24 protein-coding genes are annotated in these 26,329 nt (G+C 58.0%); 9 read left to right on the forward strand and 15 right to left on the reverse strand.

The features are described from left to right. Nucleotides 1–5 precede the first annotated feature (5 nt). From BM132_RS19255 to rpmH, 8 genes are all read right to left on the reverse strand, one after another. Entirely contained in the window at nt 6–803 is a 798-nt protein-coding gene (locus BM132_RS19255) for a ParA family protein (protein ID WP_003187199.1), read from the reverse strand. A gap of 18 nt (nt 804–821) precedes the next feature. Beyond that, a complete protein-coding gene (gene rsmG / locus BM132_RS19260; RefSeq protein WP_171061291.1) occupies nt 822–1,457 on the reverse strand; it encodes a 16S rRNA (guanine(527)-N(7))-methyltransferase RsmG in 636 nt (211 codons plus the stop codon). A 5-nt stretch (nt 1,458–1,462) separates the two neighbouring features. Further along, nucleotides 1,463–3,355, reverse strand: a complete 1,893-nt coding sequence (mnmG, locus tag BM132_RS19265; RefSeq protein WP_092399837.1) for a tRNA uridine-5-carboxymethylaminomethyl(34) synthesis enzyme MnmG — start codon at nt 3,353–3,355, stop codon at nt 1,463–1,465. A gap of 561 nt (nt 3,356–3,916) precedes the next feature. Next, entirely contained in the window at nt 3,917–5,287 is a 1,371-nt protein-coding gene (gene mnmE / locus BM132_RS19270) for a tRNA uridine-5-carboxymethylaminomethyl(34) synthesis GTPase MnmE (RefSeq protein ID WP_092399619.1), read from the reverse strand. A 79-nt stretch (nt 5,288–5,366) separates the two neighbouring features. Further along, a complete protein-coding gene (gene yidC, locus BM132_RS19275; protein ID WP_092399621.1) occupies nt 5,367–7,049 on the reverse strand; it encodes a membrane protein insertase YidC in 1,683 nt (560 codons plus the stop codon). A gap of 2 nt (nt 7,050–7,051) precedes the next feature. Further along, on the reverse strand, nt 7,052–7,297 hold the full coding sequence (yidD, locus tag BM132_RS19280) for a membrane protein insertion efficiency factor YidD (RefSeq protein WP_010465488.1): 246 nt from the start codon (nt 7,295–7,297) through the stop codon (nt 7,052–7,054). Beyond that, nucleotides 7,290–7,694: a ribonuclease P protein component gene (gene rnpA / locus BM132_RS19285; protein ID WP_218157846.1), complete on the reverse strand. Its 405-nt coding sequence runs from the start codon at nt 7,692–7,694 to the stop codon at nt 7,290–7,292. The genes yidD and rnpA overlap by 8 nt, the downstream gene beginning before the upstream one ends. 16 nt (nt 7,695–7,710) lie before the next feature. Then, nucleotides 7,711–7,845 carry a 50S ribosomal protein L34 gene (rpmH, locus tag BM132_RS19290; protein ID WP_003213577.1) on the reverse strand — a complete coding sequence of 45 codons (135 nt, stop codon included), beginning with the start codon at nt 7,843–7,845 and terminating at the stop codon, nt 7,711–7,713. A gap of 569 nt (nt 7,846–8,414) precedes the next feature. Between rpmH and dnaA the strand changes: the two genes are divergently transcribed. From dnaA to gyrB, 4 genes are read left to right on the forward strand one after another with little or no spacing between them, the layout of a single operon-like run. Further along, nucleotides 8,415–9,935, forward strand: a complete 1,521-nt coding sequence (dnaA, locus tag BM132_RS19295) for a chromosomal replication initiator protein DnaA (protein WP_092399625.1) — start codon at nt 8,415–8,417, stop codon at nt 9,933–9,935. A gap of 39 nt (nt 9,936–9,974) precedes the next feature. Then, on the forward strand, nt 9,975–11,078 hold the full coding sequence (gene dnaN / locus BM132_RS19300; protein ID WP_007903001.1) for a DNA polymerase III subunit beta: 1,104 nt from the start codon (nt 9,975–9,977) through the stop codon (nt 11,076–11,078). A gap of 20 nt (nt 11,079–11,098) precedes the next feature. Continuing rightward, nucleotides 11,099–12,202: a DNA replication/repair protein RecF gene (gene recF, locus BM132_RS19305; RefSeq protein WP_047230105.1), complete on the forward strand. Its 1,104-nt coding sequence runs from the start codon at nt 11,099–11,101 to the stop codon at nt 12,200–12,202. 5 nt (nt 12,203–12,207) lie between these two features. After that, nucleotides 12,208–14,625 carry a DNA topoisomerase (ATP-hydrolyzing) subunit B gene (gyrB, locus tag BM132_RS19310; protein ID WP_047230120.1) on the forward strand — a complete coding sequence of 806 codons (2,418 nt, stop codon included), beginning with the start codon at nt 12,208–12,210 and terminating at the stop codon, nt 14,623–14,625. Between the two features lie 76 nt (nt 14,626–14,701). Here the strand turns inward: gyrB and BM132_RS19315 are convergent, their stop codons facing one another. Further along, a complete protein-coding gene (locus tag BM132_RS19315) occupies nt 14,702–15,436 on the reverse strand; it encodes a response regulator transcription factor (RefSeq protein ID WP_092458146.1) in 735 nt (244 codons plus the stop codon). Between the two features lie 281 nt (nt 15,437–15,717). Between BM132_RS19315 and BM132_RS19320 the strand changes: the two genes are divergently transcribed. Then, a complete protein-coding gene (locus BM132_RS19320) occupies nt 15,718–17,235 on the forward strand; it encodes a sensor histidine kinase (RefSeq protein WP_092457892.1) in 1,518 nt (505 codons plus the stop codon). 169 nt (nt 17,236–17,404) lie between these two features. Here BM132_RS19320 and BM132_RS19325 read toward each other — a convergent pair whose 3' ends face one another. The 4 genes from BM132_RS19325 to glyQ form a co-directional block, all read right to left on the reverse strand. Further along, nucleotides 17,405–18,184: a lysophospholipid acyltransferase family protein gene (locus BM132_RS19325; RefSeq protein WP_092457895.1), complete on the reverse strand. Its 780-nt coding sequence runs from the start codon at nt 18,182–18,184 to the stop codon at nt 17,405–17,407. A gap of 80 nt (nt 18,185–18,264) precedes the next feature. After that, nucleotides 18,265–18,804, reverse strand: coding sequence for a D-glycero-beta-D-manno-heptose 1,7-bisphosphate 7-phosphatase (gmhB, locus tag BM132_RS19330; protein WP_177218195.1), 540 nt, complete (start codon nt 18,802–18,804; stop codon nt 18,265–18,267). A gap of 4 nt (nt 18,805–18,808) precedes the next feature. Continuing rightward, nucleotides 18,809–20,863 carry a glycine--tRNA ligase subunit beta gene (glyS, locus tag BM132_RS19335; protein WP_092399633.1) on the reverse strand — a complete coding sequence of 685 codons (2,055 nt, stop codon included), beginning with the start codon at nt 20,861–20,863 and terminating at the stop codon, nt 18,809–18,811. Further along, the gene (gene glyQ / locus BM132_RS19340; protein ID WP_092458149.1) at nt 20,860–21,813 is read right to left on the reverse strand and encodes a glycine--tRNA ligase subunit alpha; all 954 of its coding nucleotides are present in this window, start codon (nt 21,811–21,813) and stop codon (nt 20,860–20,862) included. The genes glyS and glyQ overlap by 4 nt, the downstream gene beginning before the upstream one ends. An 81-nt stretch (nt 21,814–21,894) precedes the next feature. Here glyQ and tag point away from each other — a divergent pair, with 81 nt between their 5' ends. The 3 genes from tag (at nt 21,895) to BM132_RS19355 (ending at nt 24,176) form a co-directional block, all read left to right on the forward strand. Further along, nucleotides 21,895–22,452, forward strand: a complete 558-nt coding sequence (tag, locus tag BM132_RS19345) for a DNA-3-methyladenine glycosylase I (protein ID WP_092399635.1) — start codon at nt 21,895–21,897, stop codon at nt 22,450–22,452. A gap of 42 nt (nt 22,453–22,494) precedes the next feature. Beyond that, on the forward strand, nt 22,495–23,382 hold the full coding sequence (locus BM132_RS19350) for a lysophospholipid acyltransferase (RefSeq protein ID WP_092399637.1): 888 nt from the start codon (nt 22,495–22,497) through the stop codon (nt 23,380–23,382). A gap of 440 nt (nt 23,383–23,822) precedes the next feature. After that, a complete protein-coding gene (locus BM132_RS19355; protein WP_092457901.1) occupies nt 23,823–24,176 on the forward strand; it encodes a VOC family protein in 354 nt (117 codons plus the stop codon). On the opposite strand, the gene BM132_RS19360 is transcribed toward BM132_RS19355, so the two are convergent. Together BM132_RS19360 and BM132_RS19365 are read right to left on the reverse strand one after the other, a co-directional pair. Continuing rightward, nucleotides 24,146–24,463: a YciI family protein gene (locus tag BM132_RS19360; protein ID WP_092457904.1), complete on the reverse strand. Its 318-nt coding sequence runs from the start codon at nt 24,461–24,463 to the stop codon at nt 24,146–24,148. The two genes, BM132_RS19355 and BM132_RS19360, sit on opposite strands and share 31 nt — an antisense overlap. A 36-nt stretch (nt 24,464–24,499) precedes the next feature. Next, nucleotides 24,500–25,069, reverse strand: coding sequence for a TetR/AcrR family transcriptional regulator (locus BM132_RS19365; RefSeq protein ID WP_218157845.1), 570 nt, complete (start codon nt 25,067–25,069; stop codon nt 24,500–24,502). Nucleotides 25,070–25,362: 293 nt separating this feature from the next. Here BM132_RS19365 and BM132_RS19370 point away from each other — a divergent pair, with 293 nt between their 5' ends. Next, nucleotides 25,363–26,151 (forward strand): SDR family NAD(P)-dependent oxidoreductase, encoded by a 789-nt coding sequence (locus BM132_RS19370; RefSeq protein WP_092457910.1) that lies wholly within the window; start codon nt 25,363–25,365, stop codon nt 26,149–26,151. Nucleotides 26,152–26,329: the final 178 nt, after the last annotated feature.

A 26,329-nucleotide genomic window follows, 5' to 3' on the forward strand; every position in this document is an offset into this window, starting at 1 on the left:
TTTCCTTAAGTTGGCTGGGCAGCAGCGGTGCGTGGGTTTCGGCGCTGACGGCGAACCATCTCGCCCGCCAGGGCCAGGTAGGCCAACGCACCCCGGGATTGTTTGTCGTAGGCCAGGGCCGGCATACCGTAGCTCGGCGCTTCGGCCAAACGGATGTTACGCGGAATGACCGTGTCGTAGAGCTGCTCGCCGAAGTGTTCCTTGAGCTGGGCCGATACGTCGTTCATCAGGCTCAGGCGCGGGTCATACATCGTCCGCAGCAGGCCCTCGACTTTCAGCTCCGGGTTCAGCAGTTCGGCAATGCGCTTGATGTTATCCACAAGGTCGCTTAACCCTTCGAGGGCGAAGTACTCGCACTGCATGGGGATAATCACCCCATCGGCGGCCACCAGGGCGTTGAGGGTCAGCATCGAAAGCGACGGTGGGCAGTCGATCAGGATGTAATCGTAATTTTCCCGAATCGGCGCCAAGGCGCTGCGCAAGCGGCTTTCCTTCATCTGCATTTCCAGCAGAACCACTTCGGCCGCCGTCAGGTCACGGTTGGCCGGCAGCAGTTGATAACCGCCGTGTTCGGAGAAATGCATGGCCTGGCCCAGATCGCATTCGCCGATCAGGACATCGTAAATGGAGTTTTCCAGGCCATGTTTATCCACACCGCTACCCATGGTGGCGTTGCCCTGTGGATCGAGATCGATCAGCAACACCCGGCGCTTGGTCGCGACCAGGGATGCTGCGAGGTTGATACAGGTGGTGGTTTTACCCACACCACCCTTCTGGTTCGCTATCGCGAATACCTTAGCCATTGTTGCTTGTATTCCCAATCATGCCGTGCGGCGCAGTATCAGCAGATGGCGTTGGCCTTGGCAACCGGGTACGGCCAGGGCGTGTTCGCTATCGAGGTGGAAGTCCGCCGGCAATGCTACCAGCTCATCGGCCGGATGAACGCCCTTCATTGCCAGCCAGCGCGTATCGGCATCGCCCAGGTGGCGAGTCCAGTTGCTGAAGTTCTCCATGCTGCTGAATGCCCGGGAGATTATCCCGTTGAAGGGCTGGGCAGGCTGGAACGCTTCGACACGGCTGTGGATAACTTGCAGGTTATCCAGTTTGAGTTCGAGTTTGACCTGGGTCAGGAAGCGGGTTTTCTTGCCGTTGCTGTCCAGGCAGGTCACTTGCGAGCCAGGAAACAGGATCGCCAGCGGGATGCCCGGCATGCCACCGCCACTGCCGACATCGAGCCAGCGACCGTCTTCGATGAAAGACATGACGCTGAGGCTGTCGAGCAGATGCCGCGAAACCATTTCATCCGGATCACGCACGGCGGTCAGGTTGTAGGCCTTGTTCCATTTGATCAACAGGGCCAGATAGCCCAGCAGTTGCGCGTGCTGGGCTTCGGTCAGGCTGACGCCGAGCTGACGGGCACCTGTGGATAACTCTTCGGCGTGTTGCGAGGTGACCATCGAACTCAAGCGCTTTGCTCCAACTGACGGCCCGCGCCGCGTTTTTTCAAATGAATCATCAACAGGGAAATCGCCGCCGGGGTCACACCGGGGATGCGCGAAGCCTGGCCCAGGGTCTCAGGGCGAGTAGCACCGAGCTTGCTCTGGATTTCCTTCGACAACCCGGAAATGCCCGTGTAATCGATATCCACAGGCAGTTTCGTATCTTCACTGGCGCGCAGTCGGGCGATTTCGTCCTGTTGACGGTCGATGTAGCCGGCGTATTTGGTCTTGATCTCAACCTGTTCGGCCACTTGCGGATCCTGCGCGCCTTGACCGGTCACTTCCACCAGCCCGGCATAATCGATTTCAGGGCGGCTCAACAAGTTGAGCAAGTTGTATTCGTGGGTCAGCGGTGTGCCGAATTTGGTCGCGATGGCATCGCCCTGCTCGGTACCGGGACGAACCCAAGTGCTTTTCAGCCGCTGTTCTTCCAGCTCGATACTCTCGCGTTTCTTGCAGAACGCAGCCCAGCGAACGTCATCGACCAGCCCCAGCTCACGACCTTTTTCGGTCAGGCGCAGGTCAGCGTTGTCTTCACGCAGGATCAGGCGGTATTCGGCACGGGAGGTAAACATCCGATATGGCTCCTGGGTACCCAGGGTAATCAAATCATCCACAAGCACACCGATATACGCCTCATCGCGGCGCGGGCACCAACTGTCTTTGCCCTGGGCGCGCAGCGCGGCGTTGGCGCCAGCCAGCAGGCCTTGGGCACCGGCTTCTTCGTAACCGGTGGTGCCGTTGATTTGTCCGGCAAAGAACAGGCCGCCGATGACTTTGGTTTCCAGGCTGTACTTCAGATCCCGCGGGTCGAAGTAATCGTATTCGATGGCATAACCCGGACGAACGATGTGGGCGTTTTCCATGCCGCGAATCGATTGGACGATCTGCAGTTGCACGTCAAACGGCAGAGAGGTGGAAATCCCGTTTGGGTACAGCTCGTGCGTCGTCAGGCCTTCGGGTTCGATGAAGACCTGATGGCTTTCCTTGTCGGCAAAACGATGGATCTTGTCTTCGATCGACGGGCAATAACGCGGGCCGATACCTTCGATCACGCCAGAATACATGGGCGAGCGATCCAGGTTGGCAGCAATGATTTCGTGAGTGCGGGCGTTGGTATGGGTGATCCAGCAGCTCACCTGTTTTGGGTGCTGCGCTTTGGAGCCCATGAACGACATGACCGGAATCGGCGTATCGCCCGGCTGCTCGGTCATCACCGAGAAATCCACAGACCGGCCATCGATGCGCGGTGGCGTACCGGTTTTCAGGCGACCGACACGCAACGGCAGCTCACGCAAACGCTGAGCCAGTGCGATTGAGGGGGGATCACCTGCGCGACCGCCGGAATAGTTCTGCATGCCGATGTGGATAAGTCCACCGAGGAAGGTCCCGGTGGTCAGCACCACAGAATCAGCGAAGAAGCGCAGGCCCATCTGGGTGACAACACCGCGCACCTGGTCCTGCTCGACGATCAGATCATCGGCTGCCTGTTGAAATATCCACAGGTTCGGCTGGTTTTCCAGGATTTCGCGGACAGCGGCCTTGTACAGGACACGGTCGGCCTGGGCACGAGTAGCCCGCACGGCCGGGCCTTTGCGGCTGTTCAATACGCGAAATTGGATACCACCCTGATCGGTGGCCATGGCCATCGCGCCGCCAAGGGCATCGATTTCCTTGACCAGGTGGCTTTTGCCGATCCCGCCAATGGCAGGGTTGCAGCTCATGGCGCCGAGGGTTTCCACGTTATGCGTCAGCAACAGGGTTTTAGCCCCCATGCGTGCTGATGCAAGTGCTGCCTCGGTACCGGCATGACCGCCGCCGATGACGATCACTTCAAAACGGGAAGGGAAATCCACCACGCACCTCGTGCCTGCTTAATTCAGGTAATTCGGAAAATAGGTTTGAGCCTGGCTTTGGGCGTTTTTCGAGCCAGGTCGGCAAGTATAGGGACTTCCCCTTTCCTAAAGAACCCTTTGCACAAAATTTAACCAGCTGTGGAGAAGTCGAGGTTAAAGAAATTAAAAAGAAAGAAATTTATAAAACCTTTGTTTTTATGTTTATTCTTACTGACCAGCATTTCTGTGGATAAAGCTCTGAAGGCCTTTATATTCAATATGTACAGAGATTCAAAACCCTGTGTCCATGTGGGGCTGAGGGGGTTGGATAACCGGTGTAAGCCTGTGGATGAATGGGATGGTTATCCACAGAGGCCGTTATCTTCAGTTTTGAAGGGGGTTTATCAACTGAGCTCAGGGCCAGTTATTCACAGGGCCTAATCCCTCGAAAAACTGGCTTTTGATCCAGACACCGCCCACAGTCAAGCCGCCATGCAGGGCAATTGTTCCAGAAAAGGGGAGAAAACCGGCTGGATGGACTCGTTATAGGGTCGATAGCAGCCCGGTTCTTGAGGGATTGGGTTATTTACCGATGCAGAAGCTGGAGAAGATTCGACCCAGCAGGTCATCAGAGCTGAAGGCCCCGGTAATTTCCCCGAGAGATTGCTGGGCCTGACGTAAATCTTCGGCCAGTAGCTCACCGGCGCCGGCGAGGGTCAGTTGCGCGCGACCGTGCTCCAGCGCCGCGCTGGCATGGCGCAACGCCTCAAGGTGCCGACGGCGGGCGCTGAAGCTGCTTTCCGATGTCTGCTCGTAACCCATGCAGGCCTTCAAATGTTCGCGCAGCAACTCCAGTCCCATATCCGCGGATTTCGCGCTGAGGCTAATGGTGACGTGGCCATCAGCACTGACCTCCAGGGTCACGGGTTCCCCGGTCAGGTCGGCCTTGTTACGAATCAGCGTGACTTTCGAAGGGTCAGGCCGGGTTTCCAGAAACTCTGGCCACAAAGCGAAAGGATCATCCGCTTCCGGGGCCGTAGCATCGACCACCAATAACACGCGGTCAGCCTCGCCAATGGCTTTGAGCGCACGCTCCACGCCTATTTTTTCCACATGGTCGTCGGTATTGCGCAGGCCGGCCGTGTCGACCACATGCAGGGGCATGCCATCGATGTGGATATGTTCGCGCAGAATATCCCGGGTGGTGCCGGCGATCTCGGTGACAATCGCGGCCTCACGGCCTGCCAAGGCGTTGAGGAGGCTGGATTTGCCGGCATTTGGCCTTCCGGCGATCACCACCGTCATACCATCGCGCAACAGGGCACCTTGCCCGGCTTCGCGCAGTACTGTGGATAACTCATCGCGGACTTTATCGAGCATGCTCAGCACGTGACCATCGGCGAGAAAGTCGATTTCTTCCTCAGGAAAGTCGATCGCGGCCTCGACGTAGATCCGCAGGCCGATCAGTTGCTCGGTGAGGTTATGCACACGCTGGGAAAAAGCACCCTGCAGGGAACGCAACGCATTGCGCGCAGCCTGTGCGGAACTGGCTTCGATCAAATCAGCGATGGCTTCGGCCTGGGCCAGGTCGAGCTTGTCATTGAGGAATGCGCGTTCGCTGAACTCGCCTGGCCGTGCAAGACGACACCCCAGTTCAAGGCAACGCTTGAGCAACATGTCCAGGACGATCGGACCGCCATGGCCTTGCAGTTCCAGCACATCTTCGCCGGTAAACGAGTTGGGACCGGGAAAATACAAAGCCAGGCCTTCATCGAGCACTTGCTGGTCATCACTGAAAAAAGGGCCGTAGTGAGCAAACCGCGGTTTGAGTTCTCGACCGCTGATGGCCTTGGCCGCAACGCTGGCCAAAGGTCCCGAAATACGGACAATGCCGACTCCGCCGCGACCTTGGGCAGTTGCAACGGCGGCGATGGTTTCACGAGGTGCGCTCATAAACCGGTATCCAGACAAAAGTGGCAGATAGCAAAACGCCCCACTAGGGGGCGTTTTGTGTGGTTATCCACAGAGCAAGTTACGCCTCGGCTTTTTTCGTAGCCGCTTCGATCTTACGCGTGATGTACCACTGCTGGGTAATCGACAACACGTTGTTCACAACCCAGTACAGCACCAGGCCCGCAGGGAACCACAGGAAGAAGAAGGTGAAGATGATCGGCATCATCTTCATGACCTTCGCCTGCATAGGGTCCGGAGGCGTTGGGTTCAGCTGCTGCTGAATGAACATGGTTGCGCCCATGATGATCGGCAGGATGAAGAACGGATCCTTGATCGACAGGTCGGTAATCCACAGCATGAACGGTGCCTGACGCATCTCCACGCTTTCCAGCAGCACCCAGTACAGCGCCAGGAACACAGGCATTTGGACAAGAATCGGCAAGCAACCACCCAACGGGTTGATCTTCTCTTTCTTGTACAGCTCCATCATGGCCTGGGACATTTTCTGCCGGTCATCGCCATGTTGTTCTTTCAGGGCGGCCAGTTTCGGTGCCACTGCGCGCATGCGAGCCATGGATTTGTAGCTGGCAGCCGACAATGGGAAGAAGATCCCCTTGATCAGCATGGTCAGGAAGATGATCGACCAGCCCCAGTTACCGACGATGCTGTGGATATGTTGCAGCAGCCAGAAGATTGGCTGGGCAATAAACCACAGGAACCCGTAGTCCACGGTCAGTTCCAGACCTGGGGACAACTCTTTCAACACCGCTTGGCTTTTTGGACCGGCATACAAAATGGCGCTGGTTTCGACGGTTGCACCAGGTGCAGCGATCAATGCCGGGCCGGTATAACCGACGATGTAGTTGCCTTTGCTGTCTTTACGCGTCTGGACGACGTTGTTCTCGCCTTTCTGCGGGATCCAGGCGGTTACAAAATAGTGCTGCAACCAGGCAACCCAGCCACCTTGTACGGTTTCCTTGAGCTGCGCCTTGTCCATATCTTTCATGGACACTTTTTTGTAAGGCTCCGAACTTGTCCACAGGGCAGCGCCCAAGTAAGTCGCGGTACCGGTGGCGGTGCTGGAGGAAGGATCATCGCTGGCGTCACGCTTGAGCTGCGCGAACATCGCACCGGACCAGGGTTGTGCGCTCTGGTTATCGATCAGGTAGGAAACGGTCACGTCATACAGGCCACGTTTCAAAGTGAAACGCTTGATGTAATTGACGCCGTCCTTGCTGAACTTCAGATCCACGACCAATTGGTCCTGACCGTCAGCCAGTTGATAAGTCTTCTTCTCGGAGGAGTAAACCGGGCGGCCGGCCGGGTTTGCATCCGGGCCGTTGGTGCCGATCAGACCACTTTGGGCCAGATAGGTCCGCTCATTGCCGTTATCGAACAACTGGAATGGAATTTCTGGATGGTCCTGGCGGCGCGGATACAACGGCAGCTTCAACTGAGCAACGTCACCACCTTGTGGATCGATTGCCAGCTCAAGCACGTCCGTCTTGATCTGGATCAGATCCTTGCTTGCAGCCACAGGGGCTTCGGCAGGAGCAGTGGTATCGTTTGCCGCGCGCGGGATGTCGTCATTGCTGGCGGTATTATTGCCAGTGGTGGTGTCCGGCAAGCTCGGTGCGGTATTGCTGGCTGCAACATTCTGAGTCGGCAGGGCAGCCTGGCCATAGTCCTGGTTCCATTTAAGAACCATTACGTAGGACACGATTGCCAGGGCGACGATCAGGATCGTGCGTTTGATATCCATGATTACTCGGCCATCGAAGAAGAACGGGAGGTAGGGATAGGCGGAACCGGGTCATAACCGCCGGGATTCCACGGATGACAGCGACCTAAACGACGAAAGGTCAGCCAGCCACCGCGCAGAAGGCCATGATTTTCTATGGCTTCATACGCGTAGCAAGAACAACTGGGGTAGAAACGACAGTGACTGGCCATCAGGGGACTAATGGCGTAGCGATAAAACTGGATCGGAACGAGTGCCAGTTTACGCATCGGGACTGTCTACCCCTACAGTTTCGGTGTTGACTGCTGGCGGTGCAGGCTTGTTACGAGCCAAGCGCTTCCAGAGTTTGCCGAAATGCTGAATCAATTCGGGGTTTTCTACGTCACCCAAACCTTTGCGCGCGACGATAACAATGTCCCAACCGACCAGTGAATCCTGGTTCAGGCGAAACGATTCGCGCATCAGACGTTTGAGGCGATTGCGCTCAACGGAGAGCTTGACGCTCTTTTTCCCGATAACCAGCCCTAGTCGGGGGTGATCGAGATCGTTGCTGCGCGCAAGGAGCAGGAGATTTTTCCCCGGAACCTTGCCGGTAGGGGAGTCAAAGACTGCCTTGAAATGCCGGGGTGTAAGCAGACGCTTTTCCCGACTGAAGTCCTGACTCACCTCCAGTGCCGGATTATCAAACTGCCAGACGCGCACGACCTTTGGCGCGGCGACGCGACAGGACGGCACGACCGTTCTTGGTAGCCATGCGAGCACGGAAACCGTGGGTACGAGCGCGTTTGATAGTGCTTGGTTGGAAAGTACGTTTCATGTCGTGTTACCTGGGTTCGTCCACAACGGGCCGGAATGGCCCCCGTTTTAAGAGACCGGGGATTCTAGAGAAAGCAAGCCTCTAGGTCAATTTCCAACCAGCGTTTACTTGAAATAGATGTCCCGCCTGGATAGCGGCTTCATCTCAGACCTCCAGATATAGAAATAAAAAGAAGGGAATTATTTAAAGCTTTTCTGTAAAGCTTATAAAAGCAAGGCTGGCATGTGTCTGTGGATAACCATGCAGAGCCCTTGTATTACGCCATGTACAGAGAATGACAACTACAGGGGAAAGCGGTGTTCAGCCTGTGCTGCGCTGTCGGATAAGCTGTGTGTGGAATGGCCAGTTATCCACAGGACGGTTATCCACCGAGTTCAACCCCCACTTGTGCAACGACCTTAGGGGAGGTTATCCACAGAGCTTATCCACCGACCGCCTGTCGTCTTGCTCTAGGTTAAGGCATTGATAAATCATGGTGGATGAGCAACCTGCATGTGGATAAGTGGACGTCCGCTCGCTACAATGGCCGCTTGTTTTTGCCTCACCGGCTTTCAACTTAGGGGATATCCGTGTCAGTGGAACTTTGGCAGCAGTGCGTGGAGCTTTTGCGCGATGAGCTGCCTGCCCAACAATTCAACACTTGGATCCGTCCGCTACAGGTCGAAGCCGAAGGCGACGAGTTGCGCGTCTACGCACCGAACCGTTTCGTTCTTGACTGGGTCAACGAAAAGTACCTGGGGCGGGTCCTTGAGCTGCTTGATGAGCATGGCAATGGCATGGCGCCTGCGCTGTCCTTATTAATAGGCAGCAAACGCAGCTCGACTCCGCGCGCGGCCCCCAACGCCCCGTTAGCCGCTGCGGCCTCCCAGGCCCAGGCTGTCGCTGCGCCGGTTAACCATGCCGCACCGGCCCCCACGCCAGCACCGAGCAAGCGTAATGCACAAAAAGTGGCCGAAGTCAGCGAGGAGCCCTCACGGGACAGCTTCGACCCAATGGCCGGGGCCAGCTCCCAACAAGCTCCGGTGCGCGCTGAACAACGCACCGTCCAGGTCGAAGGCGCGCTCAAGCACACCAGTTACCTGAACCGCACCTTCACCTTCGAGAACTTTGTTGAAGGCAAGTCCAACCAACTGGCGCGAGCGGCAGCCTGGCAGGTCGCGGACAACCCCAAGCATGGCTACAACCCGCTCTTCCTTTATGGTGGCGTAGGCTTGGGTAAAACACACTTGATGCACGCGGTGGGTAACCACTTATTAAAGAAGAACCCGAATGCCAAGGTCGTGTACCTGCATTCCGAGCGTTTCGTGGCCGACATGGTCAAGGCGCTGCAACTGAACGCGATCAACGAGTTCAAGCGTTTCTACCGTTCGGTGGATGCTTTGCTGATCGACGACATTCAGTTCTTCGCCCGCAAGGAACGCTCCCAGGAAGAGTTCTTCCATACCTTCAATGCGTTGCTTGAAGGCGGGCAGCAGGTCATTCTTACCAGTGACCGCTACCCGAAAGAAATTGAAGGTCTTGAAGAACGTCTCAAGTCGCGTTTTGGCTGGGGCCTGACGGTTGCCGTCGAGCCGCCGGAGCTGGAAACCCGGGTGGCGATCCTGATGAAGAAGGCTGATCAGGCCAAGGTCGAACTGCCTCACGACGCCGCATTCTTCATTGCCCAGCGTATCCGCTCGAACGTCCGCGAGCTCGAAGGTGCCCTCAAGCGGGTCATCGCTCATTCGCACTTCATGGGCCGGGACATCACCATCGAGTTGATTCGCGAGTCCTTGAAGGATTTGTTAGCGCTCCAGGACAAACTGGTTTCTGTGGATAACATTCAGCGCACTGTCGCTGAATACTACAAAATCAAGATATCCGACCTGCTTTCCAAACGCCGTTCGCGTTCGGTGGCTCGCCCGCGTCAGGTGGCGATGGCCTTGTCCAAGGAGCTGACCAACCACAGTCTTCCGGAAATCGGCGACGTGTTTGGCGGACGCGACCACACCACGGTGTTGCACGCCTGTCGTAAGATCAACGAACTTAAGGAATCCGACGCGGACATCCGCGAGGACTACAAGAACCTGCTGCGAACACTGACCACTTGATGACCACCAGCGCAGCTTATTAAGGCAAGGGACTAGACCATGCATTTCACCATTCAACGCGAAGCCCTGTTGAAACCCCTGCAACTGGTCGCAGGCGTCGTCGAACGCCGCCAGACCTTGCCGGTACTTTCCAACGTGCTGCTGGTTGTCGAAGGCCAGCAATTATCGCTGACCGGTACCGACCTGGAAGTCGAGCTGGTCGGTCGTGTACAGCTTGAAGAACCGGCCGATCCGGGTTCCATCACCGTGCCGGCGCGCAAGCTGATGGATATCTGCAAAAGCCTGCCCAACGATGCGCTGATCGATATCAAGGTCGATGAGCAGAAGCTCGTGGTCAAGGCCGGTCGCAGCCGTTTCACCTTGTCGACGCTGCCGGCCAACGATTTCCCGACTGTGGAAGAAGGCCCTGGCTCGCTGACTTGCAGCCTCGAGCAAAGCAAATTGCGCCGTTTGATCGAACGCACCAGCTTCGCCATGGCGCAGCAGGACGTGCGTTACTACCTCAACGGCATGCTCCTGGAAGTGTCCGCCGGTATCATCCGTGCCGTCGCCACCGACGGTCACCGTTTGGCCATGTGCTCGATGCAGGCCGATATCGGTCAGCCAGACCGCCACCAAGTCATCGTCCCGCGCAAAGGTATCCTGGAATTGGCGCGCCTGCTGACCGAGCCGGACGGCAATGTCAGCATCGTATTGGGCCAGCACCATATCCGCGCCACCACGGGTGAGTTCACCTTCACCTCGAAGCTGGTCGATGGCAAGTTCCCTGACTACGAGCGCGTGCTGCCAAAAGGCGGTGACAAACTGGTCCTGGGTGACCGCCAGGCGCTGCGCGAGGCGTTCAGCCGTACCGCGATCCTGTCCAACGAGAAGTACCGCGGCATTCGTCTGCAACTGGCCAATGGTCAGCTGAAAATCCAGGCGAACAACCCTGAGCAGGAAGAAGCGGAAGAAGAAGTGGGCGTTGAATACAACGGCGGCTCTCTGGAAATCGGCTTCAACGTCAGCTACCTGCTCGACGTACTGGGCGTGATGACCACTGAGCAAGTGCGTCTGATCCTGTCGGACTCCAACAGCAGTGCGCTGGTGCAGGAGTCCGATAACGACGACTCGGCCTACGTTGTCATGCCGATGCGTCTGTAATCATGCCCAGCAGAAGCTAGATGTCCTTAAGTCGCGTCTCGGTCACCGCGGTGCGCAATCTGCACCCGGTGACCTTCTCCCCCTCCCCCCGCATCAATATCCTTTACGGCGCTAACGGCAGCGGCAAAACCAGCGTTCTGGAAGCTGTTCACCTGCTGGGGCTTGCTCGTTCATTTCGCAGCACCCGTCTGTTACCGGTCATCCAATACGATCAGTTGGCCTGCACCGTGTTCGGACAGGTGGAGTTGGCGCAAGGCGGTCATAGTGCCTTGGGGATATCACGGGACCGGCAAGGCGAATTCCAGATCCGCATCGATGGGCAGAATGCCCGCAGCGCCGCGCAACTGGCGGAGATCCTGCCGTTGCAGTTGATCAACCCGGACAGTTTCCGATTGCTGGAGGGCGCGCCGAAGATTCGTCGACAGTTTCTCGACTGGGGCGTGTTCCACGTGGAACCGCGTTTCATGGCCACTTGGCAGCGCTTGCAGAAGGCGCTGCGCCAGCGAAATTCCTGGCTGCGGCATGGTACACTTGACGCCGTTTCGCAAGCGGTTTGGGACAGGGAACTGTGCCAGGCCAGCGCTGAAATAGATGAATACCGCCGCGCTTACATCAAAGCCTTGAAACCGGTCTTCGAGCAGACCTTGAGCGAACTGGTTGAGCTTGAGGGCCTGACGCTCAGCTATTACCGAGGCTGGGACAAGGACCGGGAACTGAGCACCGTGCTGGCTGGCTCGCTGCAGCGGGACCAGCAGATGGGCCATACCCAGGCTGGACCGCAACGCGCTGACTTGCGCCTTAGATTGGGCGCACATAATGCCGCGGACATCTTGTCCCGGGGGCAGCAGAAATTGGTGGTGTGCGCATTGCGTATTGCCCAGGGCCATTTGGTCAGCCAGGCGCGACGCGGTCAGTGTATTTATCTGGTGGATGACTTGCCGTCCGAATTGGACGAAGCCCACCGCCGCGCACTCTGCCGCTTGCTGGAAGACTTACGCTGCCAGGTTTTTATCACCTGTGTAGATCACGAATTATTGAGGGAAGGCTGGCAGACGGAAACGCCAGTCGCTCTGTTCCACGTGGAACAGGGCCGTATCACCCAGACCCACGACCATCGGGAGTGAAGGCATTGAGCGAAGAAAATACGTACGACTCAACGAGCATTAAAGTGCTGAAAGGCCTGGATGCCGTACGCAAACGTCCCGGTATGTACATTGGTGACACCGACGATGGCAGCGGTCTGCACCACATGGTGTTCGAGGTGGTTGACAACTCCATCGACGAAGCCCTCGCCGGCCATTGCGATGACATCAGCATCATCATCCACCCGGATGAGTCCATCACTGTTCGTGACAACGGTCGTGGCATCCCGGTAGACGTACACAAGGAAGAAGGCGTTTCCGCAGCCGAGGTCATCATGACCGTGCTGCACGCCGGCGGTAAGTTCGATGACAACTCCTACAAGGTTTCCGGCGGTCTGCACGGCGTAGGTGTATCGGTTGTGAACGCACTGTCCGAAGAGCTTGTCCTTACTGTTCGCCGCAGTGGCAAGATCTGGGAACAAACCTACGTTCACGGTGTGCCTCAGGCGCCGATGGCCATCGTAGGCGACAGTGAAACCACCGGCACCCAGATTCACTTCAAGGCTTCCAGCGAAACCTTCAAGAACATCCACTTCAGCTGGGACATCCTGGCCAAGCGGATTCGTGAATTGTCCTTCCTCAACTCCGGTGTCGGCATCGTCCTCAAGGATGAGCGCAGCGGCAAGGAAGAGCTGTTCAAGTACGAAGGCGGTCTGCGTGCATTCGTTGAATACCTGAACACCAACAAGACTGCGGTCAACCAGGTGTTCCACTTCAACGTCCAGCGCGAAGATGGCATTGGCGTGGAAATCGCCCTGCAGTGGAACGACAGCTTCAACGAGAACCTGTTGTGCTTCACCAACAACATTCCACAGCGCGATGGCGGTACTCACCTGGTGGGTTTCCGTTCGGCGCTGACCCGTAACCTGAACAACTACATCGAACAGGAAGGCCTGGCGAAGAAGCATAAAGTCGCCACCACCGGTGACGATGCCCGTGAAGGCCTGACGGCGATCATTTCGGTGAAAGTGCCGGATCCGAAGTTCAGTTCCCAAACCAAGGACAAGTTGGTGTCTTCCGAAGTGAAGACCGCGGTCGAACAGGAAATGGGCAAGTACTTCTCCGACTTCCTGTTGGAAAACCCCAACGAAGCCAAGCTGGTGGTCGGCAAGATGATCGACGCCGCCCGAGCCCGTGAAGCCGCGCGCAAGGCCCGTGAGATGACCCGCCGCAAAGGCGCGCTGGACATCGCCGGCCTGCCGGGCAAACTGGCCGACTGCCAGGAAAAGGACCCTGCCCTGTCCGAACTGTACCTCGTGGAAGGTGACTCTGCCGGCGGTTCCGCCAAGCAGGGCCGCAACCGCCGCACCCAGGCTATCCTGCCGCTCAAGGGCAAGATCCTGAACGTCGAGAAAGCGCGCTTCGACAAGATGATCTCCTCCCAGGAAGTCGGTACGCTCATCACTGCGCTGGGCTGTGGCATCGGCCGCGATGAGTACAACATCGACAAGCTGCGTTATCACAACATCATCATCATGACTGACGCCGACGTCGACGGTTCGCACATCCGCACCCTGTTGCTGACGTTCTTCTTCCGTCAGTTGCCGGAGCTGATCGAGCGCGGCTACATCTATATCGCCCAGCCTCCGCTGTACAAGGTCAAGAAAGGCAAGCAAGAGCAATACATCAAAGACGACGACGCCATGGAAGAGTACATGACGCAGTCGGCCCTGGAAGATGCGAGCCTGCACCTGAACGAAGAGGCCCCAGGCATTTCCGGCGAAGCTCTCGAGCGCCTGGTTAACGACTTCCGCCTGGTGATGAAGACCCTCAAGCGCCTGTCGCGCCTGTACCCACAGGAGCTGACCGAGCACTTCATCTACCTGCCGGCTGTCAGCATGGAACAGCTGTCCGATCACGCTGCAATGCAGGATTGGCTGGCCCAGTACGAAGTTCGTCTGCGCACCGTAGAGAAGTCTGGCCTAGTGTACAAAGCCAGCCTGCGTGAAGACCGTGAGCGTAACGTCTGGCTGCCCGAGGTCGAACTGATCTCCCACGGCCTGTCGAACTACGTCACCTTCAACCGCGACTTCTTCGGCAGCAACGACTACAAGACCGTCGTCTCCCTGGGCGCGCAACTGAGCACCCTGTTGGACGAAGGCGCGTACATCCAGCGTGGTGAGCGCAAGAAAGCCGTCACCGAGTTCAAGGAAGCCCTTGAGTGGCTGATGGCCGAAAGCACCAAGCGCCACACCATCCAGCGCTATAAAGGGCTGGGTGAAATGAACCCGGACCAGCTGTGGGAAACCACCATGGACCCGGGCTCGCGCCGGATGCTGAAAGTCACCATCGAAGATGCCATTGGCGCAGACCAGATCTTCAACACCCTGATGGGTGATGCGGTCGAGCCTCGTCGTGACTTCATCGAAAGCAATGCGTTGGCGGTGTCTAACCTGGATTTCTGATCCGGCTGTCCAGCCCCTGCCCCAACGAAAAAGGCCAACGCATATGCGTTGGCTTTTTTTTTTTCGCTCGAGGGTCCTAACTCGCCACCGAAGCCTCACTCCCCGCCGCCACACTCTCCAATCGATACCCATACCCATAAATCGTCAGCAACTGCCAACCCCGATCCGCCGTCAGCCCAAGCTTGTTGCGCAGGCGGTAGATGTGGGTGTCGAGGGGGCGGGACGAGGTCATTTCCTCGTGGCTCCAGAAGCGTTCGTAGAAATATTCCCGGGACAGTGGGCGGCCCAGGTTGGCGAACAGGCAGCGGGCCAGACGGTACTCTCGTTCGGTGAGGCTGATGGGTATGCCGGCGCGGGTGACGGTGAGTTCGGCATCGTCGAATTCCAGGTCGTTGAATACCAGCACTTCGCTGGCTGGAGCGCGCTGCAGGTTATGGCGCCGCAACACGGCGGTGACCCGGGCCTTGAGTTCGTTGGGCCTGAAGGGTTTGCTCACGTAGTCGTCGGCTCCGGCATTGAGGGCCTGGACCACATCGTGCTCGCCGTCGCGGCTGGTGAGCATGATGGCGGCCGGCGGCGAGTCCATGTGCTCGCGCGTCCAGCGCAGCAGCGACAACCCACTGATGTCGGGCAATTGCCAGTCGAGGATCAACAGGTCGAAGGTTTCCCGGCGCAGTTGCCGCAACAGGTCTTCGCCGCGCTCAAAACTGTGCAAGGTCCAGGCTTGCTCGCCCCTGGCGGGGATCTGTTGCAGTGTCTGTTCCACCCGGCGCAGCTCGGCCGGTTCGTCATCCAGTATGGCGACACGCATGGGATGCGATTCCTTGATCTCGAGAGTAACGGACATCACCAGGGTGGCCATGCAATCTGAACAAATATTCCACTCGCCCGATGTAGCCTCGACGAACCGATAAGTTGTCGGGTTGCAGGTCCCCTGTCGCTGGCAGTGACAATACCGGCTCATGACGCGCAGGGAAAGGTAGCAGCGCGCCACCTATCGAGTCCGCTATAGTCTTTGGTCTTCAGCCAGCTGGTGCGACACGCGGCCACCATGAAAAAAATCCCCCGTTCCTATGTTCTGTCAGGGTGCTTATGAGCAACCAGCGTCGTCGTGAAAGCCGTGAACCGACCCAAGTCCAACGCATGTTTCGCCAATTGGTACGGGAATGGTTGTGGATAAGTCTTGTTCTGTTACCGCTCACCGCGTTGTTGTCGTTCAGTACCCAGCCAACTCGCCACGGACCAGGGGCGGCGTTGTTGTCGGTGTTTGTGGTCGCCGTCGTGCTGGGCTTGCTATTGCTGCGCCCTCGCCTGGCGCTATGGACGACAGTGGGTGGCATGAGCATGGCCCTGCTGATCAGTGTTGTACTCGCAGCTGAAGGTTGGTGGTGGTCGCCCATGGCGAGCGTGCTGGGCATCGTGTTTGGTTATCTGATCTGGAATTGGCGACGCCTGAGCGTGGTGCTGGCCTACTTTGGCTGGGAACTGGCGCGCCTGGATGCGGAACCCAAGGTGTTCCCCGAACGGCGTCGTGCCCCCTACACGGGCAGCGACCGCTTGCAGGGCCAGATCATGGCTCTGGAACAAGCCATGGGGCGAACCCGGGACACCCGCCGTTTTATTGCCGATGGCCTCGAGTACCTGCCCGTGGCCACAATGATCAGCGATCCCCAAGGCAGAATATTGCTCGGTAACCGCAAGGCTCGTGATCTCTTCGGCCATGGCTTGGCGGGGGGCGATGTATTGGAACATCTCGCACAGCTGGGTTACCCAGGACTGGAACGTGGGCAACCTCACCGGTTATCCACATTGCCACTGGTGGAGTTTCGCGACAGCCGGGAGCGCAGCCTGCGTCTGGAACGCGCACCGCTCTTGCCTGTTGATGGTGAGGCGCCGATTGGCTGGTTACTGAGCCTCATCGACCTGAGTGCGGAACGCGAAGCCGAAGAGCAGCGCAGCGTCATGTTGCGTTTTTTATCCCATGATTTGCGCGCACCCCACTCAGCGATCCTGGCCCTGCTGGATGTGCAACGGCATCAGACGGGGGCGAATAATCCGCTTTTCGATCAGATCGAGCGCCAGGTGCGTCGCGCCCTGGAATTGACTGACGGCTTCGTGCAACTGGCCAAGGCCGAATCCGAGGCTTACCAATTCCAGCCGACGCTGTTCGCCATGTTGGTGCTGGATGTACTTGACCAAGCACTGCCGATTGCCCAGGTAAAACGCATCCAGTTGATTCATGAAATAGAGGATGAAGAGGCGATGGTGAGGGCGGATCAACCGTTGCTGACCCGTGCCCTGTTCAATCTGCTGGAAAATGCCATCAAGTACAGCACGCCCGACGCCTGCATTTCGCTGCAGGTTCATTGCACGTCGGGGTGGTTGATCTGCAACGTCGCCGACCAAGGCAAGGGCATCAGTGCCGAAGAACTGCCGGACCTGTTCAGTCAGTACCGTCGGTTTTCGTCGGCCCAAGGGGTCGATGGCATTGGCTTGGGGTTATCGATGGTCAAGGCCGTGGTTGACCATCACGAGGGGAAAATCGAATGCCATAGCGTGGTAGGTAAAGGTACAACGTTCAGCCTGCGATTTCCGTTGTTGGCAGAGTAAAAGATCGTCCGAACGCGGCCCGAGCCTTGGGACGATCTTTTTGCTGCTATAAAAACTTATGCACCTGAAGGCGGGTTTTATGTGTTTATGAAATATGTATTAAAAACAAAGACATAAAACACAAAAGTAACGGATTTAGAAAAAACGGTACACAGGTTATCCACAGATATCAAACAGCAGCTTGTTCCGTGGACACTTCTGCGACAGGGCCGGGAGGAAGCGAACCCATTTCCCGTTGTGTCTGTTCATTCCAGGCTTGTACGCGCTCATTAAGCTCGGCAATGGCGCGAGGCCCGCTACCTTCGGCATACATCGGTTGGCCGATCACCACGGTGATGACGCCCGGGGTCCGGAGCCAGCCACCCTTGGGCCAGAACTTACCGGCATTGTGTGCAATCGGCAGCACCGGCAGGTCAGCGTTTACCGCCAAAGCGCTACCACTGCGCGAAAATTTTCCGATGGTCCCGTAGGGAACACGCGTGCCCTCCGGAAAGATCAGCACCCAAACCTTGTCCTTGAGGAGCTCATCACCTTTTTTCGCCACCTGCTTGAGGGCAACCTTGGGATTGTCCCGGTCAATGGCGATGGGACGCAGCATTGCCATGGCCCAACCGAAGAACGGTACAAACAGCAGCTCACGTTTGAGCACTTGGCTCAGGGGCTCGAAGTAAGCCGACAGGAAGAACGTCTCCCAAGTGCTCTGATGGTTGGACTGGATCACGCACGGCCGGTCAGGCACATTTTCTGCGCCTTTTATTTCATACCGTATACCCAGAAAGACCTTGCTCAGCCACAGCGCGCAACGGCACCAGTACACATTGATAAAACGGTAGCGCGTCCTGAACGACATGAAAGGCGCGACAAAAAAACTCAAGGAGCACCAGAGCAAGGAACTGGTGCCCAGCAGCAGGTAAAAGAGGAAGGTTCTGATGGCCTGCAATATCGACATAGCGGCATTTACCGTTGCGGGCAGTGCCCGACTGTTTAAGCGCTTCCCGAACAGTCCTTGATCAGGATGTCTTGGGAGCTCTAATTGTGGATAAGTTCAGCGGCAATCGCCGCCAAGTCTTCAAAAATCAAGGTGCCCACCGGCAGGGTCTTGCCCAAAGTCTTCTCGCCTTTCCCGGTCTTCACTAAAACTGGCTGACAATCGACGGCCTTGGCCGCCTCCAGGTCACCGAGGCTGTCGCCGACGAACCACACACCCGCCAGCGCTACGTCGTAATGCGCGGCAATGGTTTTCAGCATGCCGGGCTTGGGCTTGCGGCAATCGCAACCTTCGTCCGGCCCGTGTGGGCAATAGACAATCAGCCCGACTTCACCACCCTGCTCGGCCACTAATTCGCGCAAGCGCTCATGCATGGCCTCAAGGACCGCCAGGTCGTAGTAACCGCGGGCAATGCCCGACTGGTTGGTGGCAACCGCCACCGTCCAGCCGGCCTTGCTTAACTGCGCAATGGCTTCGATCGAACCGGGGAGTGGCAACCACTCCTGCACCGATTTGATGTAAGCGTCGGAGTCGTGATTGATCACTCCGTCCCGATCGAGAATCAGCAGTTTCAACAGCAGCCCCTCAACCCAGCATGGAAATGTCGGCAATATTGAGGAACAGGCCCCGCAGGCGTGCCAGCAGTGCATAACGGTTCTTGCGAACGTCTTCGTTGTCCGCATTCACCATCACGGCTTCAAAGAACGCATCGACAGGATCGCGCAGTGCTGCCAGGCGTGCCAGCGCTTCGGCATACTCGCGCTTTTCCATAAGTGGCTGCACGGACGTAGACGCCTGCTGGATAGCCGAGTTAAGAGAGAACTCCACGGCGTTATCAAAGTAACGCGCCTCAGGTACGCTGAAAATGGTTGGCTCGACCTTGCTCAACAGATTCGACACCCGCTTGTTCACCGCCGCCAGCGCTGCCGCTTCCGGCAATTGGCGGAAAGCCTGCACCGCTTGTACGCGCTGGTCGAAGTCCAAGGCCGAACCCGGCTTCAGGGCGCGTACCGACAGATAGGTGGCCACATCGACGCCTTCGTCTTCATAGCGCGCACGCAGGCGGTCGAAGATGAATTCCAGTACGGCATCGGCCAGGCCGGCAGATTTGACCTTGCTGCCGAACGCGTCGACGGCGAATGCCACGGCGTCGTTCAGGTCCAGGTCCAGTTGCTTGTCGATCAGGATCCGCAGCACGCCCAACGCCGCACGACGCAAGGCATACGGGTCTTTGCTGCCAGTGGGCAGCATGCCAATGCCGAAGATGCCCACCAGGGTGTCGAGCTTGTCGGCGATGGCCACGGCCGCACCGGTCAAGGTAGTCGGCAGTTCAGCACCGGCACCGCGCGGCATGTACTGCTCGTTCAGCGCCAGGGCTACGTCTTGCGGTTCGCCGTCATTGAGGGCGTAGTAGTAACCGGCGATACCTTGCATCTCCGGGAACTCACCGACCATTTCGGTGGACAGGTCGCACTTGGACAGGATGCCGGCCCGCGCCGCGCGCTGGGCGTCGCCGCCGATGCGTGGAGCGATGAAGGCGGCCAGTTTCGACACGCGCTCGGCCTTGTCGTAGACGCTGCCGAGTTTTTCCTGGAACACCACGTTCTGCAGGCGTTCGTTGAAGCTTTCCAGGGGCTGTTTCTTGTCTTGCTTGAAGAAGAACTCGGCGTCGGTCAGGCGCGGGCGAACGACTTTCTCGTTACCGGCGATGATCTGCTGCGGGTCCTTGCTTTCGATGTTGGCCACCGTGATGAAGCGCGGCAGCAACTTGCCTTCGGCGTCGAGCAGGCAGAAGTATTTCTGGTTGTCCTGCATGGTGGTGATCAGCGCTTCCTGGGGCACTTCAAGGAAACGTTCCTCGAACGAGCACACCAGCGGCACCGGCCATTCCACCAGCGCGGTCACTTCGTCCAACAGGTTTGGCGGCACGATGGCGGTGCCTTCCTGCTGGGTGGCCAGCTCTTCAGTGCGCTTGCTGATCAGTTCGCGGCGCTCGTTGGCGTCGGCCAACACGTAGGCCGCACGCAGGTCGGCCAGGTAATTGGCCGGCGAGGTGATGCGCACGCTCTGCGGATGATGGAAGCGATGGCCGCGGGAATCGCGACCGGCCTTCTGCGCCAGAATCGTGCAATCGATGACCTGGTCACCGAGCAGCATCACCAGCCATTGGGTCGGACGCACGAACTCTTCCTTGCGCGCGGCCCAGCGCATACGCTTGGGAATCGGCAAGTCATTGAGGGAGTCTTCAACGATGGTCGGCAACAGGCTGGCGGTCGGCTTGCCCTTGATGCTCTGGCTATAGCGCAGTTTCGGCCCGCTCTGGTCGATTTCGCTCAGGTCTACGCCACACTTCTTGGCGAAACCCAGGGCAGCCTGGGTCGGATTGCCGTCGGCATCGAACGCGGCCTGGCGTGGCGGGCCGTCGAGGTTGATGCTGCGGTCTGGCTGCTGGGTCGCCAGGGCGGTGATCAGCACGGCCAAACGACGCGGCGCGGCGTAGACCTGCTTGGCTTCGAAATTCAGGCCAGCGGCTTGCAGGCCTTTCTCGATACCGGCCAGGAACGCATCGGCCAGGGTGTTCAGGGCTTTGGGTGGCAGTTCTTCGGTGCCCAGTTCAACCAGAAAATCTTGAGCACTCATTGTGCAGCCTCCAGCTTAGCCAACACTTCATCACGCAAATCCGGGGTCGCCATCGGGAAGCCCAGCTTGGCACGGACCAGCAGGTAGGCTTGCGCAACGGAACGCGCCAGGGTGCGTACACGCAGGATGTATTGCTGGCGCGCGGTCACGGAAATCGCCCGGCGTGCGTCCAGCAGGTTGAAGGTATGGGACGCCTTCAACACCATTTCGTAGCTCGGCAACGGCAGCGGCTGGTCCAGTTCGATCAGGCGCTTGGCTTCGCTTTCATAGAAATCGAACAGTTCGAACAGCTTCTCGACGTTGGCGTGTTCGAAGTTGTAGGTCGATTGCTCCACTTCGTTCTGGTGGAACACGTCGCCGTAGGTCACTTTACCGAACGGGCCGTCGGCCCATACCAGGTCGTAGACCGAGTCCACGCCTTGCAGGTACATGGCCAGGCGTTCCAGGCCGTAGGTGATTTCGCCGGTCACCGGGTAGCACTCGATGCCGCCGGCCTGCTGGAAGTAAGTGAACTGAGTCACTTCCATGCCGTTGAGCCAGACTTCCCAGCCCAGGCCCCAGGCGCCCAGGGTTGGCGATTCCCAGTTGTCTTCAACGAAACGAATGTCGTGCACCAGCGGGTCGAGGCCCACGTGCTTGAGCGAGCCCAGGTACAGTTCCTGGAAGTTTTCCGGGTTCGGTTTCAGGACCACCTGGAACTGGTAGTAGTGCTGCAGACGGTTCGGGTTTTCGCCATAGCGGCCGTCAGTCGGGCGGCGGCTGGGCTGCACATAAGCGGCGTTCCAGGTTTCCGGGCCGATGGCGCGCAGAAACGTGGCAGTGTGGAAAGTGCCGGCGCCTACTTCCATATCGTAGGGCTGAAGTACCACGCAACCTTGCTCGGCCCAGTATTGCTGAAGGGCGAGGATCAAGTCTTGGAAGGTACGCACGGCTGGCGTAGGCTGGCTCACGAAATTCACCTGTTTCTTGGGCTGCGATTTAAAGAGCGGGAGTATACCCGATTCGTTCGTGCGCACGCCCCCTGGAGCCTTATGCCACGCTGCTTTTGGTGTTCTGACGATCCGTTGTACATGGCTTATCACGATCAGGAGTGGGGCACGCCGCTGCGCGATGCGCAGGGTTTGTTCGAGTTGCTTTTGCTCGAAGGGTTCCAGGCCGGGCTGTCCTGGATCACCGTTTTGCGCAAGCGCGAGCGCTACCGGCAAGTGCTGTTCGGCTTTGACGTACAGCGGGTGGCGCAGATGAGCGACGCGGAAATCGAAGACCTGATGCTCGACCCCGGCATCATCCGCAACCGCCTCAAGCTCAAGGCCGCCCGGCGCAATGCCCAAGCCTGGCTGTCCCTGGAGGATCCGGTGGCGTTCCTCTGGTCGTTCGTGGACGACAAGCCGGTCATCAACCACTTCAAGGACCGCTCCGAAGTGCCGGCCATCACGCCCCAGGCCATTGCCATGAGCAAGGGCCTGAAAAAAGCCGGGTTCACCTTCGTCGGGCCGACCATTTGTTACGCCTTGATGCAGGCCTCGGGCATGGTCATGGACCACACCCAGGACTGCGACCGTTACGCCGAGCTGGCAAACGGTGGTTAGAATAGCCCCCTCGCAACACGCCCATGAATTCAGGAGTGACCTGTGGATAAGTTGAAAGGCGCCTTGCTGGTCGGCGCTCTGCGGTTGTTTGCGCTACTGCCCTGGCGCGCAGTGCAGGCGTCGGGTTCGGCCATTGGCTGGCTCATGTGGAAGCTGCCCAACCGCTCTCGCGACGTGGTGCGGATCAACCTCGCCAAGTGCTTTCCCGAGATGGACCCGGCGGAGCGCGAACGCCTGGTGGGCCAGAGCCTCAAGGACATCGGCAAATCCCTGACCGAAAGTGCCTGCGCCTGGATCTGGCCGGCGCAACGCTCTCTTGAACTGGTGCGCGAAGTTGAAGGCCTGGAGGTGCTGAAAGACGCACTGGCCTCCGGCAAAGGCGTGGTCGGCATCACCAGCCACCTGGGCAACTGGGAAGTGCTCAACCACTTCTATTGCAGCCAGTGCAAACCGATCATTTTCTACCGCCCGCCCAAGCTCAAGGCGGTGGATGAATTGCTGCAAAAGCAGCGGGTACAGTTGGGCAACAAAGTTGCTGCCTCCACCAAAGAAGGCATCCTCAGCGTCATCAAAGAGGTCCGCAAGGGCGGCCAGGTGGGCATCCCCGCCGACCCAGAGCCGTCCGAATCCGCGGGCATCTTCGTGCCCTTCTTCGCCACCCAGGCCCTGACCAGCAAGTTCGTACCGAACATGCTCGCCGGCGGCAAAGCGGTCGGCGTCTTCCTCCACGCCCTGCGCCTGCCGGACGGCTCCGGCTACAAAGTCATCCTCGAAGCCGCGCCAGACGCCATGTACAGCACCGACACCGAAACCGCCTGCGCCGCCATGAGCAAAGTGGTAGAGCGTTACGTGCGTGCCTACCCGAGCCAGTACATGTGGAGCATGAAACGCTTCAAGAAACGCCCACCAGGCGAGGCGCGGTGGTATTGAAGGCCTGTTGCTTCATATGAGCGACACAGGATTTGTGGTGAATGCAGGATCTGGGACCCCAAAAACCCACGTGGGAGCCGAGCTTGCTCGCGATGACGGCAGCACATGCAACATCAATGCAAGCAGACCCACCGCAATCGCGAGCAAGCTCAGCTCCCACAGGGATTTGTGATGGATGCGATGTTTGTGAACAACCCGGAAAAACTGTGGGAGCGAGCCTGCTCGCGATTGCGCCCTGACGGCGGCCGCTGAATCAACCGACTCCCCCTCCCTGTGGCGAGGGGATTTATCCCCGCTGGGCTGCGCAGCAGCCCCAACCAAGGGTTCGTTCTATCTAACGGACTGTCACCGCAACCGTCGTTGAAGACGCGATAAATTTTGGAGTGTTGAGAGCCGAATGCCCTAAGCTTGCCTCTTCCCAATCAGCCAAGGACGCGTCAATGGGCATTCGAGGTAATGACCGCCAGATCGATAACATCGAGTTCAATGTCAGCGACATCGCCCGAAGCAAAGCCTTCTATGCAAGCGCATTCGGCTGGAGTTTCGTCGACTACGGCCCGACCTACACCGAATTCAGCGACGGTCGCCTGACCGGTGGTTTCACGACCGGTGAACTTGTACGCCCGGGTGGCCCGTTGATCATCCTGTACGCCGATGACCTTGAGCGTACCCAACTCAGGCTCGAAGCCGCAGGGGCGATCATCAGTCGTGAAGTGTTCGCTTTCCCGGGTGGCCGACGTTTCCACTTTATCGATCCGGACGGCTATGAACTGGCGGCGTGGTCGGCTTCCTGATGGCTGAGCAAAAACGCCAAGCGAGGATCCACCTTCGATGGTGTTACCGCCACGATCTCGGCGTGCACGACATCTTCCGCCACGAAGGGGTCGCTGCCGATCCGATCCTCAAGCTGGGCTAGCGTGACCCCACTAGCCAGAATCATCCCTCCGGCCTGTGGCTGGATGCTACCGGCCAAGAGGAAAACACCCTCATCGAATCCGCGCTGCAGCCAATCTTTATGCGCTTGCATCAACCGGCCTGCCTGATCACGTCCAGCTGAAAATCTTAGAAAAACGACGTACATGGTTGTCCTTCCTGAAAATCATTGTGGTGGTTTGATCTAAACCCTTACTTCATCAGCGACGCCATCAAGCCATGCACACATGCGCTCGGCCTCGCGTTGAATGAAGCGCTCGTCTTGAAATGCCTGTGCAAGCAAGGCAATGCCCTGACTGAACGCCAATACATGCATCGCTAGCGAATCCGCGTCCGTTTCATGCCCCAGCAGAACAAACTGTTGGCATAGCCAAGTGCGGAACAAGGCAAAAAGTTGGGTGGATTGTGGTTGTGCTGGGTGGCCAATCTTGGCCAGCTCGCTGCATAACGTGCCGACCGGGCAGCCATGGTGGATGATCTGCGCTCGATTCGTGACCACGATGAGGATGAAAGATTTGATGCGCTCGGAGGGGGAATGACTTTGGGTCTCCCATGTCTCCAGCATCCCTGAAGTGTTCATCATCCGTTTCCCGATGACGGCATCCAGAATCTCGTCCTTGCTCTTGAAGTGGTAGTAAAAGTTGCCACGGGAAATGCCCACAGCATCGGCAATGTCCGAGAAAGAGGTCAGTTCATAACCCCTTTCATAAAACAGCCTGTCCGCCTCCGCGACAATGCGTTCGCGGGTAGTCATGTCAGCCATCCAGATGCGCTCAATTACTTTAGCGGGTGATTAGGACAATTGACCTAATCGTTGGATCTGATCGTAGGACGCTTATCCTAATCGGTCAAGAGAAGGAAATTTACCGGTGAGTGACATCGTGCAAAAAACGCATGAACAGGCGCAAAGCCTCAATCGTGTCCATGATTAAAGGCTTGCGATATCGATGACGCTGGGATGGAAAAGTCATGCCTGAATCCGTCGGATGACCGTCCAGCCGGGCATATCGCACAGTCCCTCTGGTTCATTAATCAAGGAGTCCCCTCATGAAAATCGACTTCACCGGACGCCACGTCTTAGTCACCGGCTCCACCAGCGGTATCGGCTTTGCCACAGCCAAAGGCTTCCTGGAAGCCGGCGCCCACGTGCTCATCAATGGTCGCAGCGAGAGTAGCGTGGAGGACGCGTTGCAGCGGTTGGGCGACCTTGCTTCAAATGCCGCTGGCTTTGTGGGTGACCTTAGTCATGAGGCTGGCTGCCAGGCACTGATCGCCAAACACCCAAGCTTCGATATCGTCATCAACAACCTGGGCATCTTCAAACAGGAAGATTTTTTCGAAACACCGGACAGCGAATGGCAACGTTTCTTCGAAACCAACGTGATGTCGGGCGTGCGTGTTTCCAGGGCGTACGCGCCGGGCATGGTCGAGCGCGGTTGGGGGCGGATTGTGTTTGTCTCGTCGGAATCTGGCCTGAATATTCCTGCCGACATGATCCATTACGGGTTCACCAAGACCGCCCAGCTTTCCATTGCTCGCGGCTTGGCCAAGCGCCTTGCCGGCACGGGCGTTACGGTGAATTCGGTGCTGCCTGGGCCGACGCTTTCCGAAGGGGTTGCCCAGATGCTCAAGGCAGACGTCGAGCGCACGGGGGAAAGCCTGGAAAAGGTCGCGGCAGACTTCGTCAACCAGCACCGCAGCACCTCGATCATCCAGCGCGCGGCACGCGTCGAGGAGGTTGCCAACATGATCATTTATGCCAGCTCGGAGCAGGCCTCGGCCACCACCGGAGCGGCGCTGCGTGTTGATGGGGGGGTGGTGGATAGCATCGTTTAGGATCCCATGACACATTGCAAAAAAACGCCGCTTACTCATGAGAGATAAGCGGCGTTTTTTGTTTTGGCAGCAACATGGGTTGATTCAACCGATTTTCGGAGCGGTGAAGGGATTGTTCAGCCCACTCTGTTTTCCATCAGGCGATCCGAGCCGCCTTCGGCTACACGTTTTTCGATCA

It is taken from the genome of Pseudomonas sp. NFACC45 (assembly GCF_900113505.1).
Lineage (GTDB): Bacteria > Pseudomonadota > Gammaproteobacteria > Pseudomonadales > Pseudomonadaceae > Aquipseudomonas > Aquipseudomonas tehranensis.

Excerpts from the sequence above, each read along its gene's own strand:
- BM132_RS19255 (WP_003187199.1), bottom strand. The coding sequence starts at position 803 with ATGGCTAAGGTATTCGCGATAGCGAACCAGAAGGGTGGTGTGGGTAAA.
- rsmG (WP_171061291.1), bottom strand. The coding sequence starts at position 1,457 with ATGGTCACCTCGCAACACGCCGAAGAGTTATCCACAGGTGCCCGTCAG.
- mnmE (WP_092399619.1), bottom strand. The coding sequence starts at position 5,287 with ATGAGCGCACCTCGTGAAACCATCGCCGCCGTTGCAACTGCCCAAGGT.
- yidC (WP_092399621.1), bottom strand. The coding sequence starts at position 7,049 with ATGGATATCAAACGCACGATCCTGATCGTCGCCCTGGCAATCGTGTCC.
- yidD (WP_010465488.1), bottom strand. The coding sequence starts at position 7,297 with ATGCGTAAACTGGCACTCGTTCCGATCCAGTTTTATCGCTACGCCATT.
- rpmH (WP_003213577.1), bottom strand. The coding sequence starts at position 7,845 with ATGAAACGTACTTTCCAACCAAGCACTATCAAACGCGCTCGTACCCAC.
- dnaN (WP_007903001.1), top strand. The coding sequence starts at position 9,975 with ATGCATTTCACCATTCAACGCGAAGCCCTGTTGAAACCCCTGCAACTG.
- recF (WP_047230105.1), top strand. The coding sequence starts at position 11,099 with ATGTCCTTAAGTCGCGTCTCGGTCACCGCGGTGCGCAATCTGCACCCG.
- BM132_RS19315 (WP_092458146.1), bottom strand. The coding sequence starts at position 15,436 with ATGCGTGTCGCCATACTGGATGACGAACCGGCCGAGCTGCGCCGGGTG.
- BM132_RS19320 (WP_092457892.1), top strand. The coding sequence starts at position 15,718 with ATGAGCAACCAGCGTCGTCGTGAAAGCCGTGAACCGACCCAAGTCCAA.
- BM132_RS19325 (WP_092457895.1), bottom strand. The coding sequence starts at position 18,184 with ATGTCGATATTGCAGGCCATCAGAACCTTCCTCTTTTACCTGCTGCTG.
- glyS (WP_092399633.1), bottom strand. The coding sequence starts at position 20,863 with ATGAGTGCTCAAGATTTTCTGGTTGAACTGGGCACCGAAGAACTGCCA.
- tag (WP_092399635.1), top strand. The coding sequence starts at position 21,895 with ATGCCACGCTGCTTTTGGTGTTCTGACGATCCGTTGTACATGGCTTAT.
- BM132_RS19355 (WP_092457901.1), top strand. The coding sequence starts at position 23,823 with ATGGGCATTCGAGGTAATGACCGCCAGATCGATAACATCGAGTTCAAT.
- BM132_RS19360 (WP_092457904.1), bottom strand. The coding sequence starts at position 24,463 with ATGTACGTCGTTTTTCTAAGATTTTCAGCTGGACGTGATCAGGCAGGC.
- BM132_RS19365 (WP_218157845.1), bottom strand. The coding sequence starts at position 25,069 with ATGACTACCCGCGAACGCATTGTCGCGGAGGCGGACAGGCTGTTTTAT.
- BM132_RS19370 (WP_092457910.1), top strand. The coding sequence starts at position 25,363 with ATGAAAATCGACTTCACCGGACGCCACGTCTTAGTCACCGGCTCCACC.